20 protein-coding genes are annotated in these 21,563 nt (G+C 66.5%); 5 read left to right on the top strand and 15 right to left on the bottom strand.

Features of this window, described 5'->3' with window-relative positions; translation table 11 throughout:
• Positions 1 to 17: 17 nt before the first annotated feature.
• On the bottom strand, positions 18 to 779 hold the full coding sequence (locus tag WIMU1_RS21370) for a TetR/AcrR family transcriptional regulator (protein ID WP_062800181.1): 762 nt from the start codon (positions 777 to 779) through the stop codon (positions 18 to 20).
• Between the two features lie 76 nt (positions 780 to 855).
• On the opposite strand from WIMU1_RS21370, the gene WIMU1_RS21365 reads away from it, so the two are divergent.
• The gene (locus WIMU1_RS21365) at positions 856 to 1,896 is read left to right on the top strand and encodes an ATP-binding cassette domain-containing protein (RefSeq protein ID WP_084248455.1); all 1,041 of its coding nucleotides are present in this window, start codon (positions 856 to 858) and stop codon (positions 1,894 to 1,896) included.
• A complete protein-coding gene (locus WIMU1_RS21360) occupies positions 1,893 to 2,717 on the top strand; it encodes an ABC transporter permease (RefSeq protein WP_062800180.1) in 825 nt (274 codons plus the stop codon). Before WIMU1_RS21365 ends, WIMU1_RS21360 begins: the two co-directional genes overlap by 4 nt.
• A gap of 16 nt (positions 2,718 to 2,733) precedes the next feature.
• Here WIMU1_RS21360 and tatB read toward each other — a convergent pair whose 3' ends face one another.
• From tatB to sigE, 4 genes are all read right to left on the bottom strand, one after another.
• Entirely contained in the window at positions 2,734 to 3,234 is a 501-nt protein-coding gene (gene tatB / locus WIMU1_RS21355) for a Sec-independent protein translocase protein TatB (protein ID WP_062800178.1), read from the bottom strand.
• An 83-nt stretch (positions 3,235 to 3,317) separates the two neighbouring features.
• Positions 3,318 to 4,841: a S1C family serine protease gene (locus WIMU1_RS21350; protein ID WP_062800176.1), complete on the bottom strand. Its 1,524-nt coding sequence runs from the start codon at positions 4,839 to 4,841 to the stop codon at positions 3,318 to 3,320.
• Positions 4,842 to 4,959: 118 nt separating this feature from the next.
• Positions 4,960 to 5,457 (bottom strand): zf-HC2 domain-containing protein, encoded by a 498-nt coding sequence (locus WIMU1_RS21345; protein ID WP_084248454.1) that lies wholly within the window; start codon positions 5,455 to 5,457, stop codon positions 4,960 to 4,962.
• 169 nt (positions 5,458 to 5,626) lie between these two features.
• Positions 5,627 to 6,253, bottom strand: a complete 627-nt coding sequence (sigE, locus tag WIMU1_RS21340) for an RNA polymerase sigma factor SigE (RefSeq protein ID WP_062800323.1) — start codon at positions 6,251 to 6,253, stop codon at positions 5,627 to 5,629.
• Positions 6,254 to 6,564: 311 nt separating this feature from the next.
• Between sigE and WIMU1_RS21335 the strand changes: the two genes are divergently transcribed.
• Entirely contained in the window at positions 6,565 to 7,272 is a 708-nt protein-coding gene (locus tag WIMU1_RS21335; protein WP_084248452.1) for an O-methyltransferase, read from the top strand.
• A 40-nt stretch (positions 7,273 to 7,312) separates the two neighbouring features.
• Here WIMU1_RS21335 and WIMU1_RS21330 read toward each other — a convergent pair whose 3' ends face one another.
• The 4 genes from WIMU1_RS21330 to rfbD form a co-directional block, all read right to left on the bottom strand.
• Positions 7,313 to 8,101 carry an SGNH/GDSL hydrolase family protein gene (locus WIMU1_RS21330; RefSeq protein WP_062800174.1) on the bottom strand — a complete coding sequence of 263 codons (789 nt, stop codon included), beginning with the start codon at positions 8,099 to 8,101 and terminating at the stop codon, positions 7,313 to 7,315.
• Positions 8,094 to 9,203, bottom strand: coding sequence for a mannose-1-phosphate guanylyltransferase (gene manB, locus WIMU1_RS21325; RefSeq protein ID WP_051406504.1), 1,110 nt, complete (start codon positions 9,201 to 9,203; stop codon positions 8,094 to 8,096). Before manB ends, WIMU1_RS21330 begins: the two co-directional genes overlap by 8 nt.
• Before the next feature lie 5 nt (positions 9,204 to 9,208).
• A complete protein-coding gene (locus WIMU1_RS21320; RefSeq protein WP_062800320.1) occupies positions 9,209 to 10,126 on the bottom strand; it encodes a glycosyltransferase family 2 protein in 918 nt (305 codons plus the stop codon).
• A 65-nt stretch (positions 10,127 to 10,191) separates the two neighbouring features.
• Entirely contained in the window at positions 10,192 to 11,070 is an 879-nt protein-coding gene (gene rfbD / locus WIMU1_RS21315; protein ID WP_062800172.1) for a dTDP-4-dehydrorhamnose reductase, read from the bottom strand.
• A 617-nt stretch (positions 11,071 to 11,687) separates the two neighbouring features.
• On the opposite strand from rfbD, the gene WIMU1_RS21310 reads away from it, so the two are divergent.
• Positions 11,688 to 13,082 (top strand): LCP family protein, encoded by a 1,395-nt coding sequence (locus WIMU1_RS21310; RefSeq protein ID WP_307715431.1) that lies wholly within the window; start codon positions 11,688 to 11,690, stop codon positions 13,080 to 13,082.
• The gene (locus WIMU1_RS21305; protein WP_062800316.1) at positions 13,079 to 13,786 is read left to right on the top strand and encodes a TIGR03089 family protein; all 708 of its coding nucleotides are present in this window, start codon (positions 13,079 to 13,081) and stop codon (positions 13,784 to 13,786) included. The genes WIMU1_RS21310 and WIMU1_RS21305 overlap by 4 nt, the downstream gene beginning before the upstream one ends.
• 58 nt (positions 13,787 to 13,844) lie before the next feature.
• Here the strand turns inward: WIMU1_RS21305 and WIMU1_RS21300 are convergent, their stop codons facing one another.
• The 6 genes from WIMU1_RS21300 to WIMU1_RS21275 form a co-directional block, all read right to left on the bottom strand.
• On the bottom strand, positions 13,845 to 14,885 hold the full coding sequence (locus tag WIMU1_RS21300; RefSeq protein ID WP_062800171.1) for an Rv2578c family radical SAM protein: 1,041 nt from the start codon (positions 14,883 to 14,885) through the stop codon (positions 13,845 to 13,847).
• Between the two features lie 62 nt (positions 14,886 to 14,947).
• Positions 14,948 to 17,401, bottom strand: coding sequence for an FtsX-like permease family protein (locus WIMU1_RS21295; protein WP_084248450.1), 2,454 nt, complete (start codon positions 17,399 to 17,401; stop codon positions 14,948 to 14,950).
• Positions 17,398 to 18,156, bottom strand: a complete 759-nt coding sequence (locus WIMU1_RS21290) for an ABC transporter ATP-binding protein (RefSeq protein WP_062800167.1) — start codon at positions 18,154 to 18,156, stop codon at positions 17,398 to 17,400. Before WIMU1_RS21290 ends, WIMU1_RS21295 begins: the two co-directional genes overlap by 4 nt.
• Before the next feature lie 165 nt (positions 18,157 to 18,321).
• Positions 18,322 to 19,056: a response regulator transcription factor gene (locus tag WIMU1_RS21285; RefSeq protein ID WP_174548763.1), complete on the bottom strand. Its 735-nt coding sequence runs from the start codon at positions 19,054 to 19,056 to the stop codon at positions 18,322 to 18,324.
• Positions 19,053 to 20,270, bottom strand: coding sequence for a sensor histidine kinase (locus tag WIMU1_RS21280; protein ID WP_062800165.1), 1,218 nt, complete (start codon positions 20,268 to 20,270; stop codon positions 19,053 to 19,055). The genes WIMU1_RS21285 and WIMU1_RS21280 overlap by 4 nt, the downstream gene beginning before the upstream one ends.
• Before the next feature lie 65 nt (positions 20,271 to 20,335).
• On the bottom strand, positions 20,336 to 21,496 hold the full coding sequence (locus tag WIMU1_RS21275) for an acyl-CoA dehydrogenase (protein WP_062800163.1): 1,161 nt from the start codon (positions 21,494 to 21,496) through the stop codon (positions 20,336 to 20,338).
• Positions 21,497 to 21,563 lie beyond the last annotated feature (67 nt).

Raw genomic sequence — 21,563 nt, 5'->3', positions numbered from 1 at the left:
GCACTCAGCCCGGGGTTTCAGCGATCCAGCAACGCCTCGACGCCGTCGATGATCCGAGCGAGCCCGAACTCGAACGACCGCTCCGGACTACCGATGGACTGGTATTCCGCACCCACTGCCGTACCGACCCGGCCGGACACCGGATAGTCGTCTCCGTCCATCAATCGGGCGAGCACGGGCGCGTTGATCTCCCACCACTGTTCGTCTGACATCCCGGACTCGGTACGCGCCCGGGCAGCTTCGATCGACGAGCGGGCAGCGCTCTCGGTGAAGCCTGCGATGACCGCGAGCGTGGCATCCATCTCCAGATCGTCCAGACCGATCCCTTCGATGGCCGCGAGCTGCCATTCGTACCGCGCCGATGCGTGGGGTCCGATCCAGGGGCGGCTCTTCTGCACGTGCAGCAACCACGGGTGCCGGTGATACTCGTCCCATAGCTGCCGTGCGATGGCGGTCATCCGTTCGCGCAGGTCACCGCGGTGCGGCGGATAGTCGACCTCTCCGGCCACCTCGTCCACCATTAACCCGATGAGCTCGGACTTGCCCGGCACGTACGTGTACACCGACATCACGCCGAGGCCGACGCGTTCGGCCACCTTGCGCATGGAGAACGCGGCCAACCCTTCCTCGTCCGCAGTCGCGATCCCGGCGGCGACCACCTCGTCGACACTGACCCTTTGCCGAGGGCCGCGCGTCCCCTGCGGCTCCCCCACCTTCGACCGCCACAGCAGAGTCAGGGTCCGGTCGACGTTCGGTGGTTGTTCGGCTGCGTCTTCCATCCGCCCACACTATCCCCGTGTGGTGTACGGTGAACTTTCGCACTCAACCTCGTACACCATACGAAGTAAGGATCCGATGACGTCACCTCCTTCAATTTCAGCGATCGGCCTCCACAAGCGCTACGGCAACACCCGCGCCCTCGACGGCTTCGACCTCACCGTGGAAGCCGGCACCATCCACGGCCTGCTCGGTCCCAACGGGGCCGGCAAGAGCACGGCCGCGCGGGCCCTGGCCACCCTCATCGACCTGGACGCCGGAGTCGCCACGGTGGCCGGCCACGACGTCGGCGGCGGGGCCGGGTCGGTCAGACGCGCGATCGGCTTGGTCGGGCAGAACGCGGCCGTCGACGAACTGCTCACCGGACGCCAGAACCTGGTGATGTTCGGCCGCCTCTTCGGGCTCACCAAGAACAGGGCGAGCGCGCGGGCCGACGAGTTGCTCGAAAGCTTCGGCCTGACCGATGCCGCAGGACGGTCGGTGTCCAGCTACTCCGGCGGGATGCGGCGACGCCTCGACATCGCGGCAGGACTGGTCCTGACGCCTGCCGTCCTGTTCCTCGACGAACCGACCACCGGCCTGGACCCTCGCGGGCGAAATGACGTGTGGCGCACCGTCCGTGAGGTCGCCGCAGCAGGGACCACGGTGCTGCTCACCACTCAGTATCTCGACGAGGCCGACCAATTGGCCGCCCGTATCTCGGTGATGAATCACGGGCGTGTGATCGCCGAGGGCTCACCTGACGAACTCAAGCGCCGCATCGGCGGCGATCGGGTGACCGTGACCGTGACAGCCGACGATTCGCTCGACCGGCTCACCTCCAGCCTGGCCGACGCCGTCGGAAGCCCCGCGACCTCGGTTGACGCGTACACACACTCGGCGACGTTCGAAATCGACTCCGCGGTCATCGGTTTGGCCACGGTGGTGCATGCGCTCGAGGCCGCGAGCATCACACCCATCGACCTGACACTGCGCCGACCCACACTCGACGAGGTGTTCCTGCACCTCACCGGCAGCGGCAGCGGCAGCGGCAGCGGCACAGAAGAGGGAAACCACAGCGCTACGGAACCACCCCAAAGGCCCACGGAAGCAACGGATCTCACCGGAGGCGACAAATGACATCGACGCAGCCCATCGCCACCACGCCGGCACTGTTCACGCACGCCTGGGTCATCACCCGACGAAACCTCGCCCACTGGGTGAAAGATCCGTGGACCCCGATCTTCGGCCTGATGTTCTCGATCATGCTGTTGCTGATCTTCGGGTTCCTGTTCGGCGGCGCAATCGAGATCCCGGGGACCGGCGGGTCCGACCGCGGTGACTACATCGACTTCCTGCTGCCCGGCATGCTGACCATGACGATGATGTTCGGTGTCGAGTCCACCACCTCGGCCATGTCCGCGGATGCCCGGAAGGGGATCACGGACAGGTTCCGATCGATGCCGATCAGCAGATCCGCGGTCTCACTCGGGCGCGTCGGCGCCGACATGATCAACTCGGTCGTCGAGCTTGCTGTCCTGATCGTCGGAGGTCTGCTCATCGGGTGGACAATCGGTGCCGAAGTCGGTTCTGCCCTGGCCGCCGTCGCATTGCTGTTGCTCCTGCGTTTCGCGCTGCTGTGGGTGGGCATCTTCCTCGGCCTCACCTTTCACGGCAGCGCTGCGACGTCTGCCGTTCAGGTTCTGGTCTGGCCGGTGGGATTCTTGTCGACCGCGGTGGTGTCCGCGGAGACGATGCCGGGCTGGCTGGGAGCGATCGCGGCGTGGAACCCGATCTCCGCCACCGCCACCGCTGTTCGCGATCTGTGCGGGAATCCGACCGGACTCACCGAGGGGCCGTTGACCGAGTGGGCCATCCCCCTCGCTGTGGGTTGGCCACTGCTGATCAGTGCGGTGTTCATCGCTCTGTCGGCGCGGTCGTACCGGCGCCTGCGCACCTGACCTGGAATGAGCTGACTCAGGTGGCGTCCCAGCGCTCGACGCCTGAGGGCGCCGGCGCGACGTTGTCGGCATCGGCGGCCACGGGGGACGTCGTGGAGGTGCCTGCGCCCAGAGCCTCGGGCTTCGACGGCTCGATACCTGCCTTGTTCAGCGAGATCACCTGTGAGTTCTCGTCCGTGGTCGGCAGTGGCTGGGAGACCGGTTTGATCTTGGCGTCGCCGGAATCGAACTTTCCGGTGAAGAAGGAATCATCGCCATCGAGGAGGTGCTTGGTGATCACCGATCGAGGGGTCATACCGCGCAGCTCGTTCAGGTCGGACAGTGGTTTGCGCAGATCGTCGAACTCGGGGCCGAGGTCTTCCTTGAGCTGCGCGGTGGCCCCGGTGGCGTAGTCACGAACCTGGCGCACCGACTTCATCGCCCAGGTCACCGCACCCGGGAGACGCTCGGGCCCGAGGATCACCAAGCCGGCGATCATCAAGATCGCGATCTCACCCCAACCAACACTGCTGAACACCGTTCCAGGTTACTGGCCTCGGCGGCTCTGTCGAATCGAACGGGCTGCCAAGTCACTGTGGGCGGTCGGCAGCACAGCTGGGTCTAGTCCGCGGCGGGTGTGATGGTGCCGTCGAAGGTGCGTCCGTCGCGCCAGTACTGGAACGGCACCGGCGTGCCGATCTTCGACGTACGGACGGCCACGGTCAGCTCATCGGCATCCTCGATGACACGATCGCCGAACTTGGTGATGACGTCGCCCTCGCGGATACCGGCCGCCGCGGCAGGTGATGCCTCCACGACGTTGCGCACCTGCGCTCCGAGCACCCTGTCATTACGAACCGAACTGGCGTTGACACCGATCTGCGCGTGCACCACTCGGCCGTCCTTGATCAGGGACTGCGCGACGGGGAGGAACTCGTTGACCGGAATGGCGAAGCCCAGACCGATGGATCCGCCGCCCGGAGCCAGGCCGGCCGTGTTGATGCCGATCACCCGGCCCTGGTCGTCGACCAAGGGCCCGCCCGAGTTACCCGGGTTGATCGCGGCATCGGTCTGGATGGCATCGATGACCGCGTCGGTGTCGGACGTCTCGTCGGGCCGCAGCGGTACAGCCCGGTTGGTGGCACTGATGATCCCGCTGGTGACCGTGCGATCGAGTCCCAGCGGCGCGCCGAACGCCACCACCTCTTCGCCGATCTGGAGTTTGTCCGAGTCGCCCAATTTGGCAACCGTCAAGTTGTCGACCCCGTCGACCTTGAGCACGGCGAGGTCGGTGCGGATGTCGCGGCCCACGATGCGGGCGGGAACGCGGGTGCGGTCGGAGAACACCACCTCTAGCTTCGCGCTGCGGTCATTCGCCGCCATGGAGATCACGTGGTTGTTCGTGACGATGTAGCCGGCCTTGTCGATCACCACACCGGATCCGGTTCCCCCGCCGTTCGGCAACCGGACATCGACCATCACCACCGCTTTTTCCACTGCTTCGGCGACGCGGGCGACCTGACTACGTGGTTCGTCTTCGTTGTCGTCATCGCTGCCCGAGAGGCTGACGGTATTCGAATGAAGGGGTTCGGTGACCTCCGCGGTGACCCGGCCGACCACACCACCGATCACCCCGACCACCAGCGCGATCACGGCCAGCACGGTCAGGGCCCGCCAGCTGACCTTGCGGTCGAAGAGTACTTCGCGGACACCGAGTTTGCGTCCGGGCACCGTGGGTTCGGCAGGCGGCGGGGTGTCCACAGCAGGCGAACTCAGTTGCGCCGGAGCGTCCGGGTCCCGCCAGGGGTCACGTGTGGACTCGGGTTCCTCTGATTCCCCGAAGCGGGAATCAGGGTCGCGTTGCAGGGTGCCGGCACCCTCAGGTCGAGAAAAGGCCTCGCGCAACACCGGGTCCGGGTTGGCGACCACGGGCTGCTGGGGACGACTCCGGGCATACTCCGGGGCAGCGAAGGCCCCTGTGACCCCCTCGGGCCTACCGAAGACGGCGGCCGTTCGCTCGGGAACAGGAGGATGATCGTTGGGCCGGGGCGCGAGTCGAGGTGCCTGACCGCCTGTGCCGGCGGCAGGCGGAGCCGTGTAGGGATTCGATGATGGCGTGGAGCCGTGCTTGTCGGTCTCGGTCATCGGCCCGCCCGTGTCACCGGTGTCATGAAAAACTCGAACCCCTCGCTTGCGGCTGATCGCTGGAGGATCACTCCGGCGGCGCCGGTGAGATCCTCACCGAGGCTACCTGGCACAGTCGCTAACGATCGCGTCGCCGCTGACCGCGATGAACGGGGAATCCGGGTGCGTCGAGGTGGGAATCGGCCTTGGCCTGCGTACCGGCATCACCTGCCGCGCGGAGGTCGATCTCCCGCGTCGGGATCTGATTGAGTTCGCCGAGTAGTCGCGCAGGCATTGGGATCTCGCCGGAGCGCCGGAGCGCCGACCGTGCCGCACTCTGCGCCTCGACCTCTGCACGGCACTGGGCACACATCTCGAGATGCTGAGACGCTCGCATGTAGGCGTTCATCCGCAATTCGCCGTCGACGTAAGCAGCGACAGCCTCGGTCGCGAGGTGTTCGGTCGACAGGAACTTGCGACCACCCTGCGTGCCGGGGGCCCGATAGTTCTTGTTGGTGGTGACCATCGCCGAGGTCGGCAACCACCCCAGGACGCGGCGCCGATTGCGCATGCCCCTGGACTCGTCTCGCGCGTCGACCGTCTCGTCGGCGGAGTCGTCGGGTGTGTGGTCGCTCATCACGATCGCCCCTTCCGCTGCCGTCTACTCGATGCCCGGACTCGACTGTACGGACTGCGGCCATTCCACGCCGCACGAAACCCATCGAAACGGACGGATTTCCTGGAAGAAGAACGGTCAGCGCGGCGGCGGAGTTCCCATCAACGCGCCCGATGTCCGGCGACCGCGCTCAGAAATCGTGAGCGAGAACCGATCGACCGGAGTGGTGGCCGCTGGCCGCGAGGTTGTCTCGGATGGCTTGGCGACCTCGGTGGATCCGGCTACGGACTGTTCCGAGTTTGACTCCGAGCGTCGCGGCGATCTCCTCGTACGACAATCCTTCGATGTCGCAGAGCACCACCGCTGCACGGAACTCCGGGGCCAACGAATCGAGGGCGGTCTGCAGGTCGGGGTCGAGGTTCGCGTCGTGGAAGATCTGCTCGGGATTGGGGTCGTTGCCCGGCACGCGCTCGTAGTCCTCGGGCAGTGCCTCCATGCGGATCTTGTTGCGGCGACGCACCATGTCCAGGAACAGGTTGGTGGTGATGCGGTGCAGCCAGCCCTCGAACGTTCCGGCCCGGTAACTCGACAGCGATCGGAACACCCGGATGAATGTCTCCTGGGTGAGGTCTTCGGCGTCGTGCTGATTACCGGAAAGCCGGTAGGCGAGGCGGTACACGCGGTCGGCATGTTCACGAACCAGGTCGTCCCACGCCGGCATCAGAGCCGTGTCACCGGTGGCATCGAACCGCGCCGTCCCGGACTCGGGCACCACCGCATCGACCGCGTCTTCCCGGGCGAGATCGAACTCGCCCACGACTGCGTCGGTCCCGGTGTTGTCGGCGTCTCGGTTGACATCAGCCACGGTCAGCTCCACTTTCTCCGCGGACCGTCGGTGGACGGTCATTGGTTCGCACCCTTTTAGCTGATTCGCTGAAGTATTCATACCCAGTTCGGTCAACATCAAAGCCTGCCTCGTTGTTCCCCTATGACCTTGTCCGACGGGGGTGTGCGGGCACTATGAGCGGGCTGAGTGTTACCTGAGAGTGTGGCGGCCCTCGCTGCGGCAGAATCGCTGCTCAGCGCGCCTGCGACCCTATCGGTGACCCCGGAGTTAACCTCGACCCTGTGTCCGACCACAGCTCCCCCGCCGATCCAGATGCGACTGCCCCGTCCGGAGCGTCCGGTCCCGCCATCGACCCGGCCGTGCTGAGCCGCTACGCCGAATCCGCGATCGTCGAAGACGAGGCACTGCGCCTCGCTCGTGAACGTTCCGACGAGTTGGGTGCGCCGGCGATCACCCCGGCAGTCGGTGCAACCCTGTCGCTGCTGGCGCGATTGGTCGATGCGAAAGCGGTTGTCGAGGTGGGTACCGGCGCAGGTATCAGCGGGCTGTGGTTGCTCAATGGCATGCGGACCGACGGCGTCCTGACCACCATCGACGCCGAGGCCGAGTACCACCGGGCAGCGAGACTTGCCTTCACCACCGCCGGGATCAGCGCGTCGCGGACCCGGTTGATCAACGGTCGGGCAGCCGAGGTGCTCCCCCGCCTCGCCGACGCGAGCTACGACCTGGTGTTCGTCGACGGCGCGGTGACCGATCAACCGCGCTACGTCGCCGAGGGCCTGCGTCTGCTGCGCGGCGGAGGAATCCTCATCGTGCACAACGCGTCGGCCGACGGCACGGTCGCAGATCCTGCCAGCACCGATCCCGCGGCCCAGGCCGCGCGTGAGGGCGCCTTGCTCATCGCCGATGACGACACACTGCTCCCGGTGGTGATCCCGCTCGGCCGGGGCCTGCTCGCAGCGGCCAAGGCACGCACGGACCTCGGCTGAGCGGTCTGCCCCACCTGCCGAGGGTTAGCGGGAGGTCGAGTCAGTCGGCGCTGGGCGCCATCGCGGTCAACTCGGGATACTTCGGTGCGATCGTGTCGCCGGTGGAGACCCCACGGAGTCGACGGCCGACCCACGGGATCGCGTACTCGACCGTCCACTGACGACCCTCGCGGCGCCGCTGGGTCGGCGAGACCAGTTGCGCCGGACCGAAATCCACCGGGACGAGATCGTGCTCGATGCCGAGCGCCCGCAGCACCTCGATCGCCATGTAGACGTGGCCGGCCGACGACATGTGCATCCGGTCGAACTCCCACATGCGACGCTCGCGGAAGATCCGCATCCGCCAGAAGTCGACGAGCACGAGGTTGCGCTCCTCCACGACCTCGCGCAGCAACTCGTTGAAGACAGCGAACCGGCCGCGCAGTGCGCCGAAGACGGATTTCCCTCCGGTGTCGTACGCGGTGAAAGCGATCACGGTCGCGCCTGCGTCCTGGAGCCGGCCGACCGCCGCGTCGTACGACTCGATCAACGCGTCGATGTCGACGCTGGGACGAAGCAGATCGTTGGCCCCTGCGCAGATGGTCGCCAGGTCCGGTTTCATCGCCAGGGCGGGCTCTAGTTGTTCGCCGAGTACCGCGGGCATCAGCCGTCCGCGGATAGCCAGATTCGCGTACCGGAACTCGGGGTCCTCCCTGGCCATCACCTCCGCGACCCGATCGGCCCAGCCGCGCACCCCGTTCGGGCAGCGGGGTTCGACGTCTCCCACGCCCTCGGCGAACGAATCTCCTATGGCGACAAAGCGTTTGAAGCTGGGAGACGTCTCAGACATCGGTCGAGAACCTCAGGCCACCGTCGGGGATGGTCACACCAGGCCACACACGCGCGCCACGGAGCAACTCACAGCGCGCCCCGATGTCGGCGCCGTCACCGATCACCCCGTCGCGGACGAGGGCGCGGGGTCCGATGCGCGCGCCGAAGCCGATGATGCTGCGTTCGATCACCGCGCCGGCCTCCACCACGGCTCCGTCGAAGATCACGGCGCCGTCGAGGCGTGCGCCCGCACCGATCTCCGCACCGCGTCCGACCACTGTGCCGCCGATCAGAAGTGCACCCGGCCCCACGCCGGCGCCTTCGTGCACCAACGATTCGCCGCGCGGACCGGTGAGTGCCGGCGAAGGCGCGATCCCGCGGACCAGGTCGGCCGAGCCACGCACGAAGTCCTCGGGAGTTCCCATGTCGCGCCAGTAACCGGAGTCGACGTGGCCCTGGACATGGTGGTCGTCGGCGAGGAGTTGCGGGAACACCTCACGCTCCACCGACACCGGCCGATCGTCCGGGATGGACTCGATGACCGACCGCTTGAAGACGTAGCAGCCCGCGTTGATCTGGTCCGTCGGGGGATCCTGGGTCTTCTCGAGGAATGCGGTCACCCTGCCGGTGTCGTCGGTCGGCACACACCCGAAGGCACGTGGGTCGCCCACCCGGACCAGATGCAGGGTCACCTCCGCCCCGGAGGTCTGGTGGGTGTCGAGAACCGCCCGGACGTCGGTGCCGCACAACACATCTCCGTTGAACACGAGAATGTTTTCCGCGGTCAGCTCGGAGAGCACGTTACGGATGCCGCCGCCGGTACCGAGTGGCTCGGACTCGTGGACGTACGTGATGGACAACCCCATCTTCGATCCGTCACCGAAATACTGTTCGAACACTTGGGATTTGAACGAGGTGCCGAGCACGATCCTGGTGATCCCCGCCGCGCTGATCCGCGCGAGGAGGTGGGTGAGGAACGGAAGTCCCGCGGTCGGGAGCATCGGCTTGGGGGCAGACAGGGTGAGTGGCCGCAGGCGGGTTCCCTTGCCGCCCACCAAGATCACCGCCTGGACGTCGCTGTGCCGCGCCGGGTCGTCGTTGGTCGTCTGGGCGGTGTCGATGGTGGTCACGGAGTACCTTTCGCCGATCCGGTTGGGGACTTCTCACGTCGTTGAGCTCGTTTTGCCGCAGCCACGACAACCGCCGAGCGCGCACCGAGACCGGCACGGAGTGCGAGCCGCAGGGGCGCTTGCCACCAATGCGGGTGACGGTCGGCCTGGAATCGGTAGGCACTGCGGTGGTGCGCGGGGAGCATCAGCTCGGGATTGCGGCCGGCGGCGTGCCCCTTGGCATGCAGGACCTCCGCGTCTGGCACGTAGACATTGAGCCAGCCGGCGCGGCCGAGCCGGTCGCCGAGGTCCACGTCCTCCATGTACATGAAGTAGCGCGAGTCGAATCCGTCGATGGCATCGAACGCGCGACGACGGAGCAGCAGACATGACCCGGACAGCCACCCGACCGGCCGCTCGGAGATGTCCTCGTCCGCCTGCCGGTAGGCGGCAGTCCACGGGTTGGACTTCCAGACCGTTCCGAGGACCGCGTGCCCTGTCCCCGACACGATGTCGGGCACCCGGCGGGCCGACGGATAGATGCTGCCGTCGGGCTCGTGGATCAGCGGTCCCAGTGCCCCGGCCTGCGGCCATCGCTCTGCTGCCTCGAGGAGTTGATCGATGGAACCGGGCCCCCACTCGACATCGGGATTGGCCACCACCACGAACTCGATGGAGGGATCGATCTCGGCGACCGCGCGGTTGACCGCGCCTCCGTAGCCGATGTTTCCGCCCGTGTACAGCAGCGACACGTGGTCGTACTTCTCTGCGGCCGCCTCAGGGGCGCCGTCATCGGAACCGTTGTCGGCGAGGATCACCGTCGGGAGGGTGGTCGATGCGTGTTCGAGCGTCTGGATGAAACGGGACAGATACTCGCCTGACGAGTACGTCACCGTCACCACTGCGAATCGCTCGGGAACCGGCTCAGTCGTCACCGGCTCAGCGTAACCGGAGACCACTGGGTCGCCGGGCACCCCGTGGGACAGTCCGTCGTCCGAGCTCACCGAACGTGCAGCGCCGCAGACAACGCCGACCGCCACTCTCGCAGCGGGGTGAGACCGGCCTCCTGCCACGCCCGTCCCGACAACACCGAATACGCGGGGCGGGGCGCGGGCCGAGGAAAATCGGCGGAGGTGGTGGGCAGGACCCGGGCCGGATCGGCCCCGATCTCGGCGAAGACTGCCTGGGCCAGATCGAACCAGCTGCAGCTGCCGGCGTTCGAAGCGTGCAGCGTCGCTCTCCGGGCCCCCGAGTCGCCGTGGACGACCTGTTCGGCGAGTTCGAGCAGCCCGTCGGCCAGATCGGCGGAGTACGTCGGGGAACCGACCTGATCGGTGACCACCGAGACGGTGTCGCGCTGCGATTCCAGTCGGCGCATCGTGCTGACGAAGTCCGACGAGTCGGGCATGCCGGTGTACACCCATGCGGTGCGAACAATCGTGGCGTCGGCGTCCGCCGACCGCACCGCCTCCTCCCCCGCGAGTTTGCTGATGCCGTAGACCGAGGCCGGGCCGGTGGGGTCGTCCGGTTCGAGCGGGCCCGACGCAACCCCCGTGAAGACATAGTCGGTCGAGATGTGGACGAGGTGCGCACCCGTACGGGCGGTGAGCCGGGCGATGTGGCCGGGCCCCTTGCCGTTGACCGCCATCGCGGTCTCCCGGTCGTCTTCGGCGGCATCGACAGCGGTGTAGGCCGCACAGTTGATCACCACGTCCCCCGGGCCGATGTCACCGAGTACCGACTGCACCGACTCCTCGTCGGTGATGTCCAGATCGGCCGACGTCAAAGCACGTACCGCGCCCTCGGCGCGCGTACTCAACTGTTTGCCCAATTGCCCCCCGGCGCCGGTCACGATGACAGAGCGCACACCTGTACCCATGGGTCCATCATGTCCGGTTGCGTAGGTGCTCTGCCATTCGCACGGCGAGATTCACACTCCTGCGCGTCGCGGCGGTCCGGTACACGCCGCTTCCGGCATCCCAGAGCGGAGACAGGTTCGCACGTAACATTGCCACTACTTCAACAGGTGCACTCTCCCGGTGATGCGGCGTGCTCCATCCGATGCCATCCGTCCACTACCCGTTAGGAGCGCTCACCGCCGTGGACCGTCCATCTTCGGATCGACCGTCAGGCGGGCGACGCCTCAACTCCACCGGCGGCCGTCATCAGCGGCCCCTTCCAGGTGAGGGTCCCACCGGCGGACGGCGACGTCCCCGCGGCACCGAATCGGACGTTCCCCGTAGGCCCCGAGCCGATGAGACCTCACGCCGACGGGTGCCGCGCGACCCCCTGCCCCCCGACGCGCCCCGACCCAGGCGCGGAGACGGCGCCTCCCCACCGAGTGCACGGGTCGCACGGTCACAGCGCCGTGATCAACCGGGTCGGGCACCGAGGTCCCGCGCCGACGCGGGCGGGCGACCGCCGCGTGAACCGGCGCCGGCCTCCCCTACTCCGGCACACTCTGGGCGACCGCTGACGCGCATCATCGCGGCGGGCGTGTCGGTGCTGGTGCTGATCGCCACCGGATATGCGTGGAACCAGATGACCGACCTGGAGAACAGCATCACCAAACTGGGTGGTCTGAGCCTGGGCAGCGGTAAGGACGGAGCCGTCGACATCCTCATGGTCGGCACCGACTCGCGAACCGATGCCCAGGGCAACCCGCTGTCGGAAAAAGAACTGGCGCAACTGCACTCCGCTGACGAGGTGGCGACCAACACCGACACCATCTTGTTGATCCGCATCCCGAACGACGGGTCCTCCGCGACGGCCATGTCGATCCCCCGCGACTCATACGTCGAGGTGCCCGGCATCGGGAAGACCAAGATCAACTCGGCGTACGGCTCATCCAAAGAAGCCCGGCGCGAGGCCCTGGTCAACGACGGGATGGATCTCGAGCAGGCCGACAAGAAGTCCGTCCAGGCGGGACGCGACGCACTCATCACCACGGTCGCCGACCTGACGGGTGTCGAGGTCGACCACTATGCCGAGGTGGGGCTACTCGGCTTCGTCCTGCTCACCGACGCGGTGGGCGGTGTGGACGTGTGCCTCAAGGCGCCGGTCTCCGAACCGTTTTCCGGTGCGGACTTCCCCGCCGGCCGCCAGACACTCGACGGACCAGAGGCGCTGAGTTTCGTCCGGCAACGCCACGATCTGCCCCGCGGCGACCTCGACCGCATCGTGCGGCAGCAGGTCTTCATGGCATCGCTGGCCCAGAAGGTGCTGTCGGCAGGCACTTTGTCCAACCCCGGAAAACTCGGCGATCTCGAGAACGCGGTGTCACGTTCGGTGGTGATCGACCAGGACTGGGACATCATCAAGTTCGTGGAGCAGCTCAAGGATCTGTCCGGCGGACGCGTGCAGTTCGCGACCATCCCGGTGGTCACCGAGCAAGGCTGGAGCGACGACGGCACCCAGAGCGTGGTCGAGGTGGACCCGGCGGCCGTCAAGGCATTCACCGATGGGTTGCTCGGAGAGAAGAACGGTACGGGCGAAAAGAAGTTCGTGCCGAGCCAATACACGGTGGACGTGATCAACTCGGGCACCGTCGACGGTCTTGCCACCAACGTGTCGAAGATCGTCGCATCCAAGGGGTTCCGGACCGGCGAGACCGGCAATGCCACCAACCCGTCCACCGACAGCACCGTACTTGCGGCTGCGGCCGACAATGCCGGAGCGAAAGCCGTTGCGGGCCAACTCGGCGGACTACCCGTGAAAGAGGACAAGACATTGGCACCGAACACGGTTCGGGTGATTCTCACCGACACCTACAGCGGTCCGGGCTCGATCGTCGACGACGGTCAGCAGGACAGCCAGAGCACCGAGGCGACAACGCCCCCACCGGCTCCGGCGATCACCGCCGGCGGCACCGGACCGGAGTGCGTGAATTGACCACTCTCACCGATGCCGCGCTGAACCCGGCGTTGTCCAGCGACGGCTCGCAGCCTCTGATCACCTACTACGACGACGCGACCGGCGAGCGCACCGAACTCTCCGCCATCACCGCGGCGAACTGGGCAGCCAAGACGGCCAACCTCGTGCGCGACGAGTTCGGGCTGATGCCGGGTGATGTGGTGGCGGTCGACCTGCCCGCGCACTGGCAGAGTGCCGCGGTTCTACTCGGCGCCTGGTGGGCCGGTCTGCACGTACGGGTGGGCTACTCCGACGATGCAGCACTTGCGTTCTGCTCGATGGCGTCGCTCGAGCGGGTGGAAGGTGCGCCGGAGATCGCCGTCGTCTCACTCGATCCGTTCGGGATGCCGTTGCGTGACCTGCCGATCGGGCTCACCGACTACTCGGCCTCGGTGCGCGTGCACGGGGACCAGTTCCGGCCCGGTGGACCCGGTGATCTCGCTCTCGACGACCGCACGGTCGACGACGTGATCACCGAAGCCACCACCTTTGCCGCCGAGGCCGGCATCGTCGCCGGATCGCGCATCATGTCGAGCCGGCACTGGGACAGCGCCGACAACCTCGTGGTCAACCTGCTCGCCACCCTGGTGGCCGGCGGTTCCCTTGTGCAGGTTGCCAATCCGGACCTGGAGAAGATGGCCGCCCGGGCGAGCAGCGAGAAGGTCGCCGCGACGTTGTCGTGAGCGGAGTCAGACTCCGACGTCGGCTCCGACGCCGCGGGATCGTCCGGACCGAACCCGTTCAGAAGAGCGTCGGCTGCGGGGTCTCGACCGCCGCTGCCTCGCGTACCGCTTCACGCAGGCCGGACTGCCGGTCGCCGCTGAGACCGTGGTGCTCGAGCATCGGATCAACCCTGTCGCGCAACCACGTTCGGTATTCCGGGGCCACGTAGGCGCCGTGACCGTAGAGCCGGCGGTACTTGCCGACCAGGGCAGGATGGTGCTCGGCGAGCCACGACATGTACCAGCCCCGAGTAGATCCGCGTAGGTGCAGTGGAAACGCGGTGACCGACGTTGCACCCACCTGTGCCAGGTGTGCGAACAGGTTGTCGAGGTCTGCGCGCGAATCGCTGAGCATGGGCAGGATGGGTGAGGCCATCACGTGGCAGTCCAGGCCGGACTCACGGACAGCCTCGATCAGATCGAGGCGCGCACGGGCCGAGGGCGTGCCGGGTTCGACCTGTTTGCACAGGGTCTCGTCGAGCAGCGCCAGCGAGACGCCCACCGACACCGGCACCGATTTGGCTGCTGCCGCAAGGAGTTTGAGATCGCGACGCAGCAGCGTGCCCTTGGTGAGGATCGACATGGGCGTACCCGAATCGGCGAGCGCGCGAATGATGCCGGGCATCAGCCGGTACCTGCCCTCAGCCCGGTGGTAGGGGTCGGTGTTGGTTCCCAGAGCCACGGGCTCACGCTTCCAACTCTTGCGCATCAACTCTTTTCGCAGCACCGCCGCGACATTCACCTTGACCACTATCTGGGTGTCGAAGTCACGGCCGGCATCGAGATCGAGGTATTCGTGGGTGGTACGCGCGAAACAGTAGACACATTGATGGAGACAGCCCCTGGTCGGGTTGATGGTCCAGCGAAACGGCACCTGCGAACTCTCCGGAACCTTGTTCAGCGCGCTCTTGCACAGCACCTCATGGAACGTGACCCCGTCGAAGTCGGGGGTGCGCACCGACCGGACCAGCCCTGCGCGACTCAGGCCGGGCAGCGCCGGAGACGGATCGCTCGCCTCTTTCTCGTCTCCGGCGTCCAGCAACTGCCCTTCCCACCGCATGCCCAGATTCGAACACGCGTTCTATTTCTTGTCAAGCCGACCCGGCCCGCCCGGGCCGTGTACTACAGCGCGGCTGCGGGATCGGCGCGCAACGCGCGCCTGGCGGGCAGAGCTGCACTGAGCAGCCCAGCCAGTCCACCGACCACCACGATCACCACCATCTCGACCCACGGAAGATCGGGTATGGACACGCGGTCAGCGCCTACGATCGCGGCCGCGCCGGCCACCCCGTAGGTGGTACCGAGAGCCACTCCCGCGACCGACGCCACCGCAGCGATGATCGTGGCTTCGCCCAGGAGCATCGCACGCACCCCCCGGCTGCTCAGGCCGATCACCCGCAACAGCGCATTCTCACGTCGGCGGTCGATCACCGACAGCGCCATGGTGTTTCCCACACCGATGAGAGCAACCACCACGGCGACACCGAGCAGCGCCAATACGATCCGCAACAGCAGGGTGAGGATGTCGTCGAGCTGCTGCTGGGTTTCCACACCGCCGGAGAAGGTCGCGTCGGGCGACGAGGCGGCGACAAGATCACGCAGGGTGGTGACCGTGTCCGCGCTGCCCGTCCCGAAGGAGGACAGACGCACGGCCATCCCGGTCGGAACCGGCGCCCCGCCCACCGATGCGCGATCCGCGAAGGAACCGGCTTCGCCTTCGACCACCGTCATCGTCTTCGTGATCCCTCCGGCCAGAACGGTCACCCGCTCACCGCCCTGCACGCCCGCGAGCGCTTGATCTTCTGATGCCAGCGCGATCTCATCCGCGGTGGGGGCGCTGCCCGACCTCATCACCGCAGACAAGGACGAGCTGTCCACGGCGGCGATGTTCAGCGCGACCCCGTTCACATCGATCTTCGTACGGGTCAACGGAACTGCCGCAGCCACGCCTTCAGTGGTCCGGATCGACTCGACCAGTGGAGCCGACAGCGGCGTACCGGACGACACGATCAGATCGACCGGGTGCATGTCGGAGATCAACGTGCTCACGCTCGACCGCACCACCTGCGCGCCCACCACCATCATCGTCGTCAGGGTGATGCCGATGATGAGGGCCGACGCCGTTGCGGCCGTGCGCCGTGGAGCCCGCCCGGCGTTTGCGCCCGTCAGTTCGGCGACCGGTCCCGCGGCCGTGCGCCGAAGCAACAGTGCGGCAGCCGATCCCGCTGCCCGGACGATCGGCGGCACGAGAACCACACCGGACAGCATGATTGCGAGGAACGTCGCACCGCCGCCCAATGCTGCTGCGGGAACCGATTTCTGTCCGATCCCCCAGATCAACACAGTGGTGCCGAAGAGAACCAGAACCGTGGCGGCAGTGATCCGGAAGATGTTACGGCCGCGCGGCTCCGACGAGGCGACAGTGGTGAAGGCCGCCAGCGGGGAGACCCTTGTCGCCAGTCGCGCCGGGACGGTGGCCGCGAGCAGCGTCATCACCACGCCGAGTACGACGGGCACGAGCACGGCTGTGAACGGGATCGCCAAGTGGGTCAACGGCAACTCGGCACCGGTCATCCGGGTCACCCAGGTGGCCAGCGCGACACCTCCGATCCCGAGGACCACACCTGCCACCGAGGCCACGACACCGAGGAGCAGTGCCTCCATCCGAACGCCGGACCGCACCTGGGATGCGTCTGCCCCGATGCAACGCAGCAGCGCGAGTTCCCGGGTTCGTGAGGTGATCAGTACGGCAAAGGTGTTGGCGATCACCAGACACGACACCATGGCGGTGATCGCGGCGAACACGAGCAGCACGGAGGCCAGGATCACCGACCCTCCGGTGAACTGTTGGACCACCCGGTCGGCGGCAGCCTCACCCGACATGGCCTCGGCCCCTGGGACGGTCGAGGCCACGTCGTCCACCGCAGTCATGACCGACGCCGGGTCGGTGTCCCCCGCGAACGCGAGTCTGATCACCACATCATCTCGATCATCGCTCCGCCCGGAGTCCACCGCGGACACGGCGGCGCCGGGCGCGAACAACTGCGGCACGCCTGACGTGGCGTCACCACGCTCGACCAGACCCACCACGGTGATCTCCACAGCGGTCCGGTCGGTGGCGGTGTCGACGTCCGGTCGCACGAAAAGCCGTTGTCCAACAGCGAAGTTCGAGCCCGCGTATGCCAACGCCTGACGGTCGCCCTGTGGGAACACGCCGACCGTCAGTTTTTGCCATCGCAACTGCTCGTCGTCTGCCAGTGCGGTCAGCTCCACCTGCGAGTACGTCTTCGTGCCACTGGTCACGCTGACCAAGCGGTTACGGTCGACGGCAACCGCTTGTACGCCGGACACATTCGCCAGTTGCTCTCCCGTCTGATCTGCGAACTCGGACGGTACCGATACCGCCGCGTCGGTTGTCGAGAACTGTGCTGCCACCGACGCGCGCACCGATTCGGTGGACGTCGCGGTCAGTGTGAGTGTCGCGGCGACAAATGCCACACCGATGGCCACCGCCAAGACCGACGCCACATAGCGTCCCTTGTGTGCCCGCAATTGGGCCAGTGCTACTCCCCTCATCGTGGGTCACCCACAGAGACCTGATCGGTGCCATGACCACGCATCGCTGCCAACACGGAATCTGCTGTGGGTGCGAGGATTCGGTCCACCATCCGTCCGTCGGCCATCACCAACACCTGATCGCAATAGCTCGCGGCCACAGGGTCGTGGGTCACCATCACGATGGTCTGGCCGATGCGGCGGCTGCTGCTCTGCAGCAGCGACAGCACCTGCGCGCCCGACCTGCTGTCGAGGTTGCCGGTCGGCTCGTCGGCGAGGATGAGTCGCGGCCTGCCGAGCAACGCCCTGGCGATCGCGACGCGTTGCTGCTGCCCGCCGGACAATTCGCCCGGCTTGTGGTCCAGCCGATCCCCGATTCCCAGCACCGCCACCAGTTCGTCGAACCACAGCTCGTCGGGAGATCGCCGATCCAGGGTGAGCGGGAGCAGGATGTTGGCCCGCGCGGTCAGCACCGGCAACAGGTTGAACGATTGGAAGACAAAGCCCAGCTCTCGGCGCCGCAACCGGGTCCGCTGAGAATCGTTGCATCGCGACAGATCGGTGTCCCCGATCAACACCGTTCCCGCCGTTGCGGTATCCAGTCCCGCGAGACAGTGCATCAGCGTCGACTTGCCGGACCCCGACGGCCCCATGATGGCCGTGAACTTGCCGACGGGGATGTCCACGCTCACATCTCGCAGCGCATGAACCGCCGCGTCCCCGTGCCCGTATGTCTTCTGTAATGCAATGGTCCTTGCCGCGTATGGATCTGACATTGGCCCCACCTCTCGTGTCACACGCCGACTTGCGTTGTGGCACAAACCTATTTCGGAGCAGGAGGTCCACACATCGACGTGCGGGCGGACATCTGCAGATCGTCCGGTCAGCCCCCGGGATGACCCTCCGTACCCGGCGTGGTCCTCCAGGACGAGAAGAGGAACCTACCGGTGGAGGGTGAGGATGTCGTCGATCCCGATCATCCCGGTACGGAAGGCGAACAACACCACCTGCACACGGTCGCGTGACCCTGTCTTGGTGAGCACCCGGCCGACATGCGTCTTGACCGTGGCGAGGGACAGATGAAAGTCCGCGGCGATCTCGCCGTTGGTCATCCCGACAGCGATGGCCCGCAACACCTCTGTCTCCCGGGGGGTCAGCGGATCGACGAGGTCGGGCACCACGGTGGCGTGGCCGGCAGGTGCGGGCGGCGTCGGCATCGCGGCGGTTCCCGCCACGTGGGTCAGCAGGCGTCGGGTGGACCGCGGCGCGATCACGGCGTCACCGGCATGAACCGTTCGGATCGCGGCCAAGAGCTCTTCCGGTTGCGCGTCCTTGAGCAGGAACCCGCTGGCACCAGCGGAGATTGCGGCCAGCAGGTACTCGTCGGTGTCGAACGTCGTCAGTACCAGGACTTTCGGTACATGGTGCTGCCCCAACCCACCCGTTTCCTGCTCGGCGAGCAGTTGCCTGGTGGCCGCGATGCCGTCGACGCCTGGCATCTGGACATCCATGAGCACCACGTCGGCGGGGGTTCGGCGCAGAGTCTCCACGGCTGCGGCACCGTCGGATGCCTCGAGCACCACCGTCATGTCGGCCTGCGAATCGATGACCATTCCGAAACCCGCACGTACCAGCGCCTGGTCATCGACAAGCGCTACCCGGATCACCTCGGTCATCGAACCTCCCCGGTGGGCAGCGACGCGCGAATACGGTATCCGGGTCCGTCGTCACGGGGGCCGGCCTGCAGCGTCCCACCATGTAGTTCGGCGCGTTCGCGCATGCCCAGCAACCCCTTTCCGCCGGCCGGACGCAGCTCGCCATCACCGATGGTAGGGGCGACGCCTCGACCGTCATCGGTGACGATGATCGTCAATTCATCGCTCTGCCAATGTAACCCGACGTCCGCGGAGGCTCCGAGCCCCGCGTGTTTGAGGATGTTGGTGAGCGATTCCTGCACGATTCGATAGGCCGTCAGCCCGCATCCCACCGAAACGTCGCGAGCGGAACCAAAAGAGTCCAGTCGAACCGGCAAACCCCCGGCCCGCACGGACTCCACGAGTTCGGGGATGTCGGCGATGCCTGGCACCGCCCGTATCTCGCGTGGCCCGTCGTCACGCAGTACCCCCAGCAGCGACCGCATGTCGGCGAGGGCCTGGCGCCCGTTGTCGGCGATGGTGGCCAGCGCCTTGACGGCCTGCGCCGGATCCTGCTGCGCCGCATATCGGCCGCCATCCGCCTGCGCGATCACCACCGTGAGCGTGTGCGCGATGATGTCGTGCATCTCGCGCGCGATCCGGGTGCGTTCGCCGATGGCGGCGATCTCGGCTTCCTGTGCCCGTTCGAGTTCCAGCAGGCGGGCCCGCTCACGTAGTCCCTGCACTTCCCGAAGTCGCGTGCGCCGCAACATACCGGTGGCCCAGATGCCGACGGCGATGACACCCAGACTCACCGCACCGGGCGCGGTGAACTCATACGCGGCCGTGTCGTCGGCTGCGGAGTACAGGCGTCCCGACGACAGCACACAACCGACGAGGCCAAGGGCCAATGCGGCTTGGGTGCCTCGTGTCGAACCGTAGGCGGCCATCGAATAGATACTGATCACCGCGGTCACCATCACCGCTGGACTGAGTCTTTCGTCGACCGCCAGATGCGCGAAGGCCGCAGCAGCGATGACGAGACCGGAGACGTCGGGGCGGGTCCGGCGGAACGCGACGGCGACACAGACGATCGTGCCGACCGCGATACGCCACACGAGCGGTGTACCCATGTGTTCCCACAGTTCGGGAACGACGCTGAGCAACGCCAGCGCCGCGGCCAGCAGCGAGTCGAGCAGCAGCCGACGCGGTTCGGCGAAGCGGTTCCAGCGCTGCAAGATCCGCTGGAAGTCCATGTTCGTCAATCTAGCGCCCGGGCGGGTGCCCCAACATCAGACCGCGGGAGGATTTCTGACGTGGGTCAGCGCAGTAGTGCGCGTGACATCACCACTCGCTGGATCTGGTTGGTCCCCTCGTAGATCTGGGTGATCTTGGCATCACGCATCATGCGCTCGACGGGGAAGTCGCGGGTGTACCCGTAGCCACCGAACAACTGCACCGCGTCGGTGGTGACCTGCATGGCCACATCAGAGGCGAAGCACTTCGACGCTGCGGAGATGAAGCCGAGGTTCTTCTCACCACGCTCGGCCCGAGCGGCCGAGGTGTACACCATCAAACGGGCGGCCTCGATCTTCATCGCCATGTCCGCGAGCATGAACTCCACACCCTGGAACGAGCTGATCGTCTTACCGAACTGCTTGCGCTCTTTGACATACGCGATCGTCTGATCCAGAGCGCCCTGTGCGATGCCCAACGCTTGCGCGCCGATCGTCGGACGCGTGTGATCGAGAGTTTCGAGCGCGGTTTTGAACCCTGTGCCCGGCGCCCCGATGATCCGATCCCCAGGAATGGTGCAGTTCTCGAAATACAACTCGGCCGTGGGTGAACCCTTGATGCCGAGCTTCTTCTCCAACGGACCGACGGTGAACCCGGGATCATCCTTGTGGACCATGAACGAGGAGATACCGTTGGCGCCCTTCTCCGGATCGGTCACCGCCATCACCGTGTACCAGGTGGACTTCCCGCCGTTGGTGATCCAGCATTTCGACCCGTTGAGCACCCAGTTGTCGCCCTCTTCGCGGGCCCGGGTCTTCATCGCCGCCGCATCCGAACCGGCCTCACGCTCGGACAATGCGTACGAGGCCATCGCCTCACCCGACGCGATCGATGGCAACACCTGCTGCTTGAGTTCCTCAGAGCCCTTCAAGATCAGGCCCATGGTGCCCAACTTGTTGACCGCCGGGATCAACGACGCCGACGCATCCACCCGCGCGACCTCTTCGATCACAATGCACGCAGCCACCGAGTCCCCACCCTGACCCTCGTACTCCTCGGGCACATGGATCGCGTTGAAACCCGAGGCCGTCAACGCAGCCAGCGCCTCCTCGGGAAAGCGGGAGTTCTCATCGACATCAGCAGCGTGGGGCTCGATCTCCTTCTCGGAAAGAGCCCGGATCGCCGCACGTAGCTCGTCGTGCTCTTCGCCGAGCTTGAACAGACCAAAATCGGGGTTGCCGGCCATCAGAACACTCCTCGTATACGCCAGAAAAACTCGGTTCTTCCCGTCGATCCTAATACTTGCGCGCCCA

Origin of the sequence: Williamsia muralis NBRC 105860, assembly GCF_001598915.1 — a bacterium.
GTDB lineage: Bacteria > Actinomycetota > Actinomycetes > Mycobacteriales > Mycobacteriaceae > Williamsia > Williamsia muralis.
This window is presented reverse-complemented; position numbering and strand designations above follow the sequence as displayed.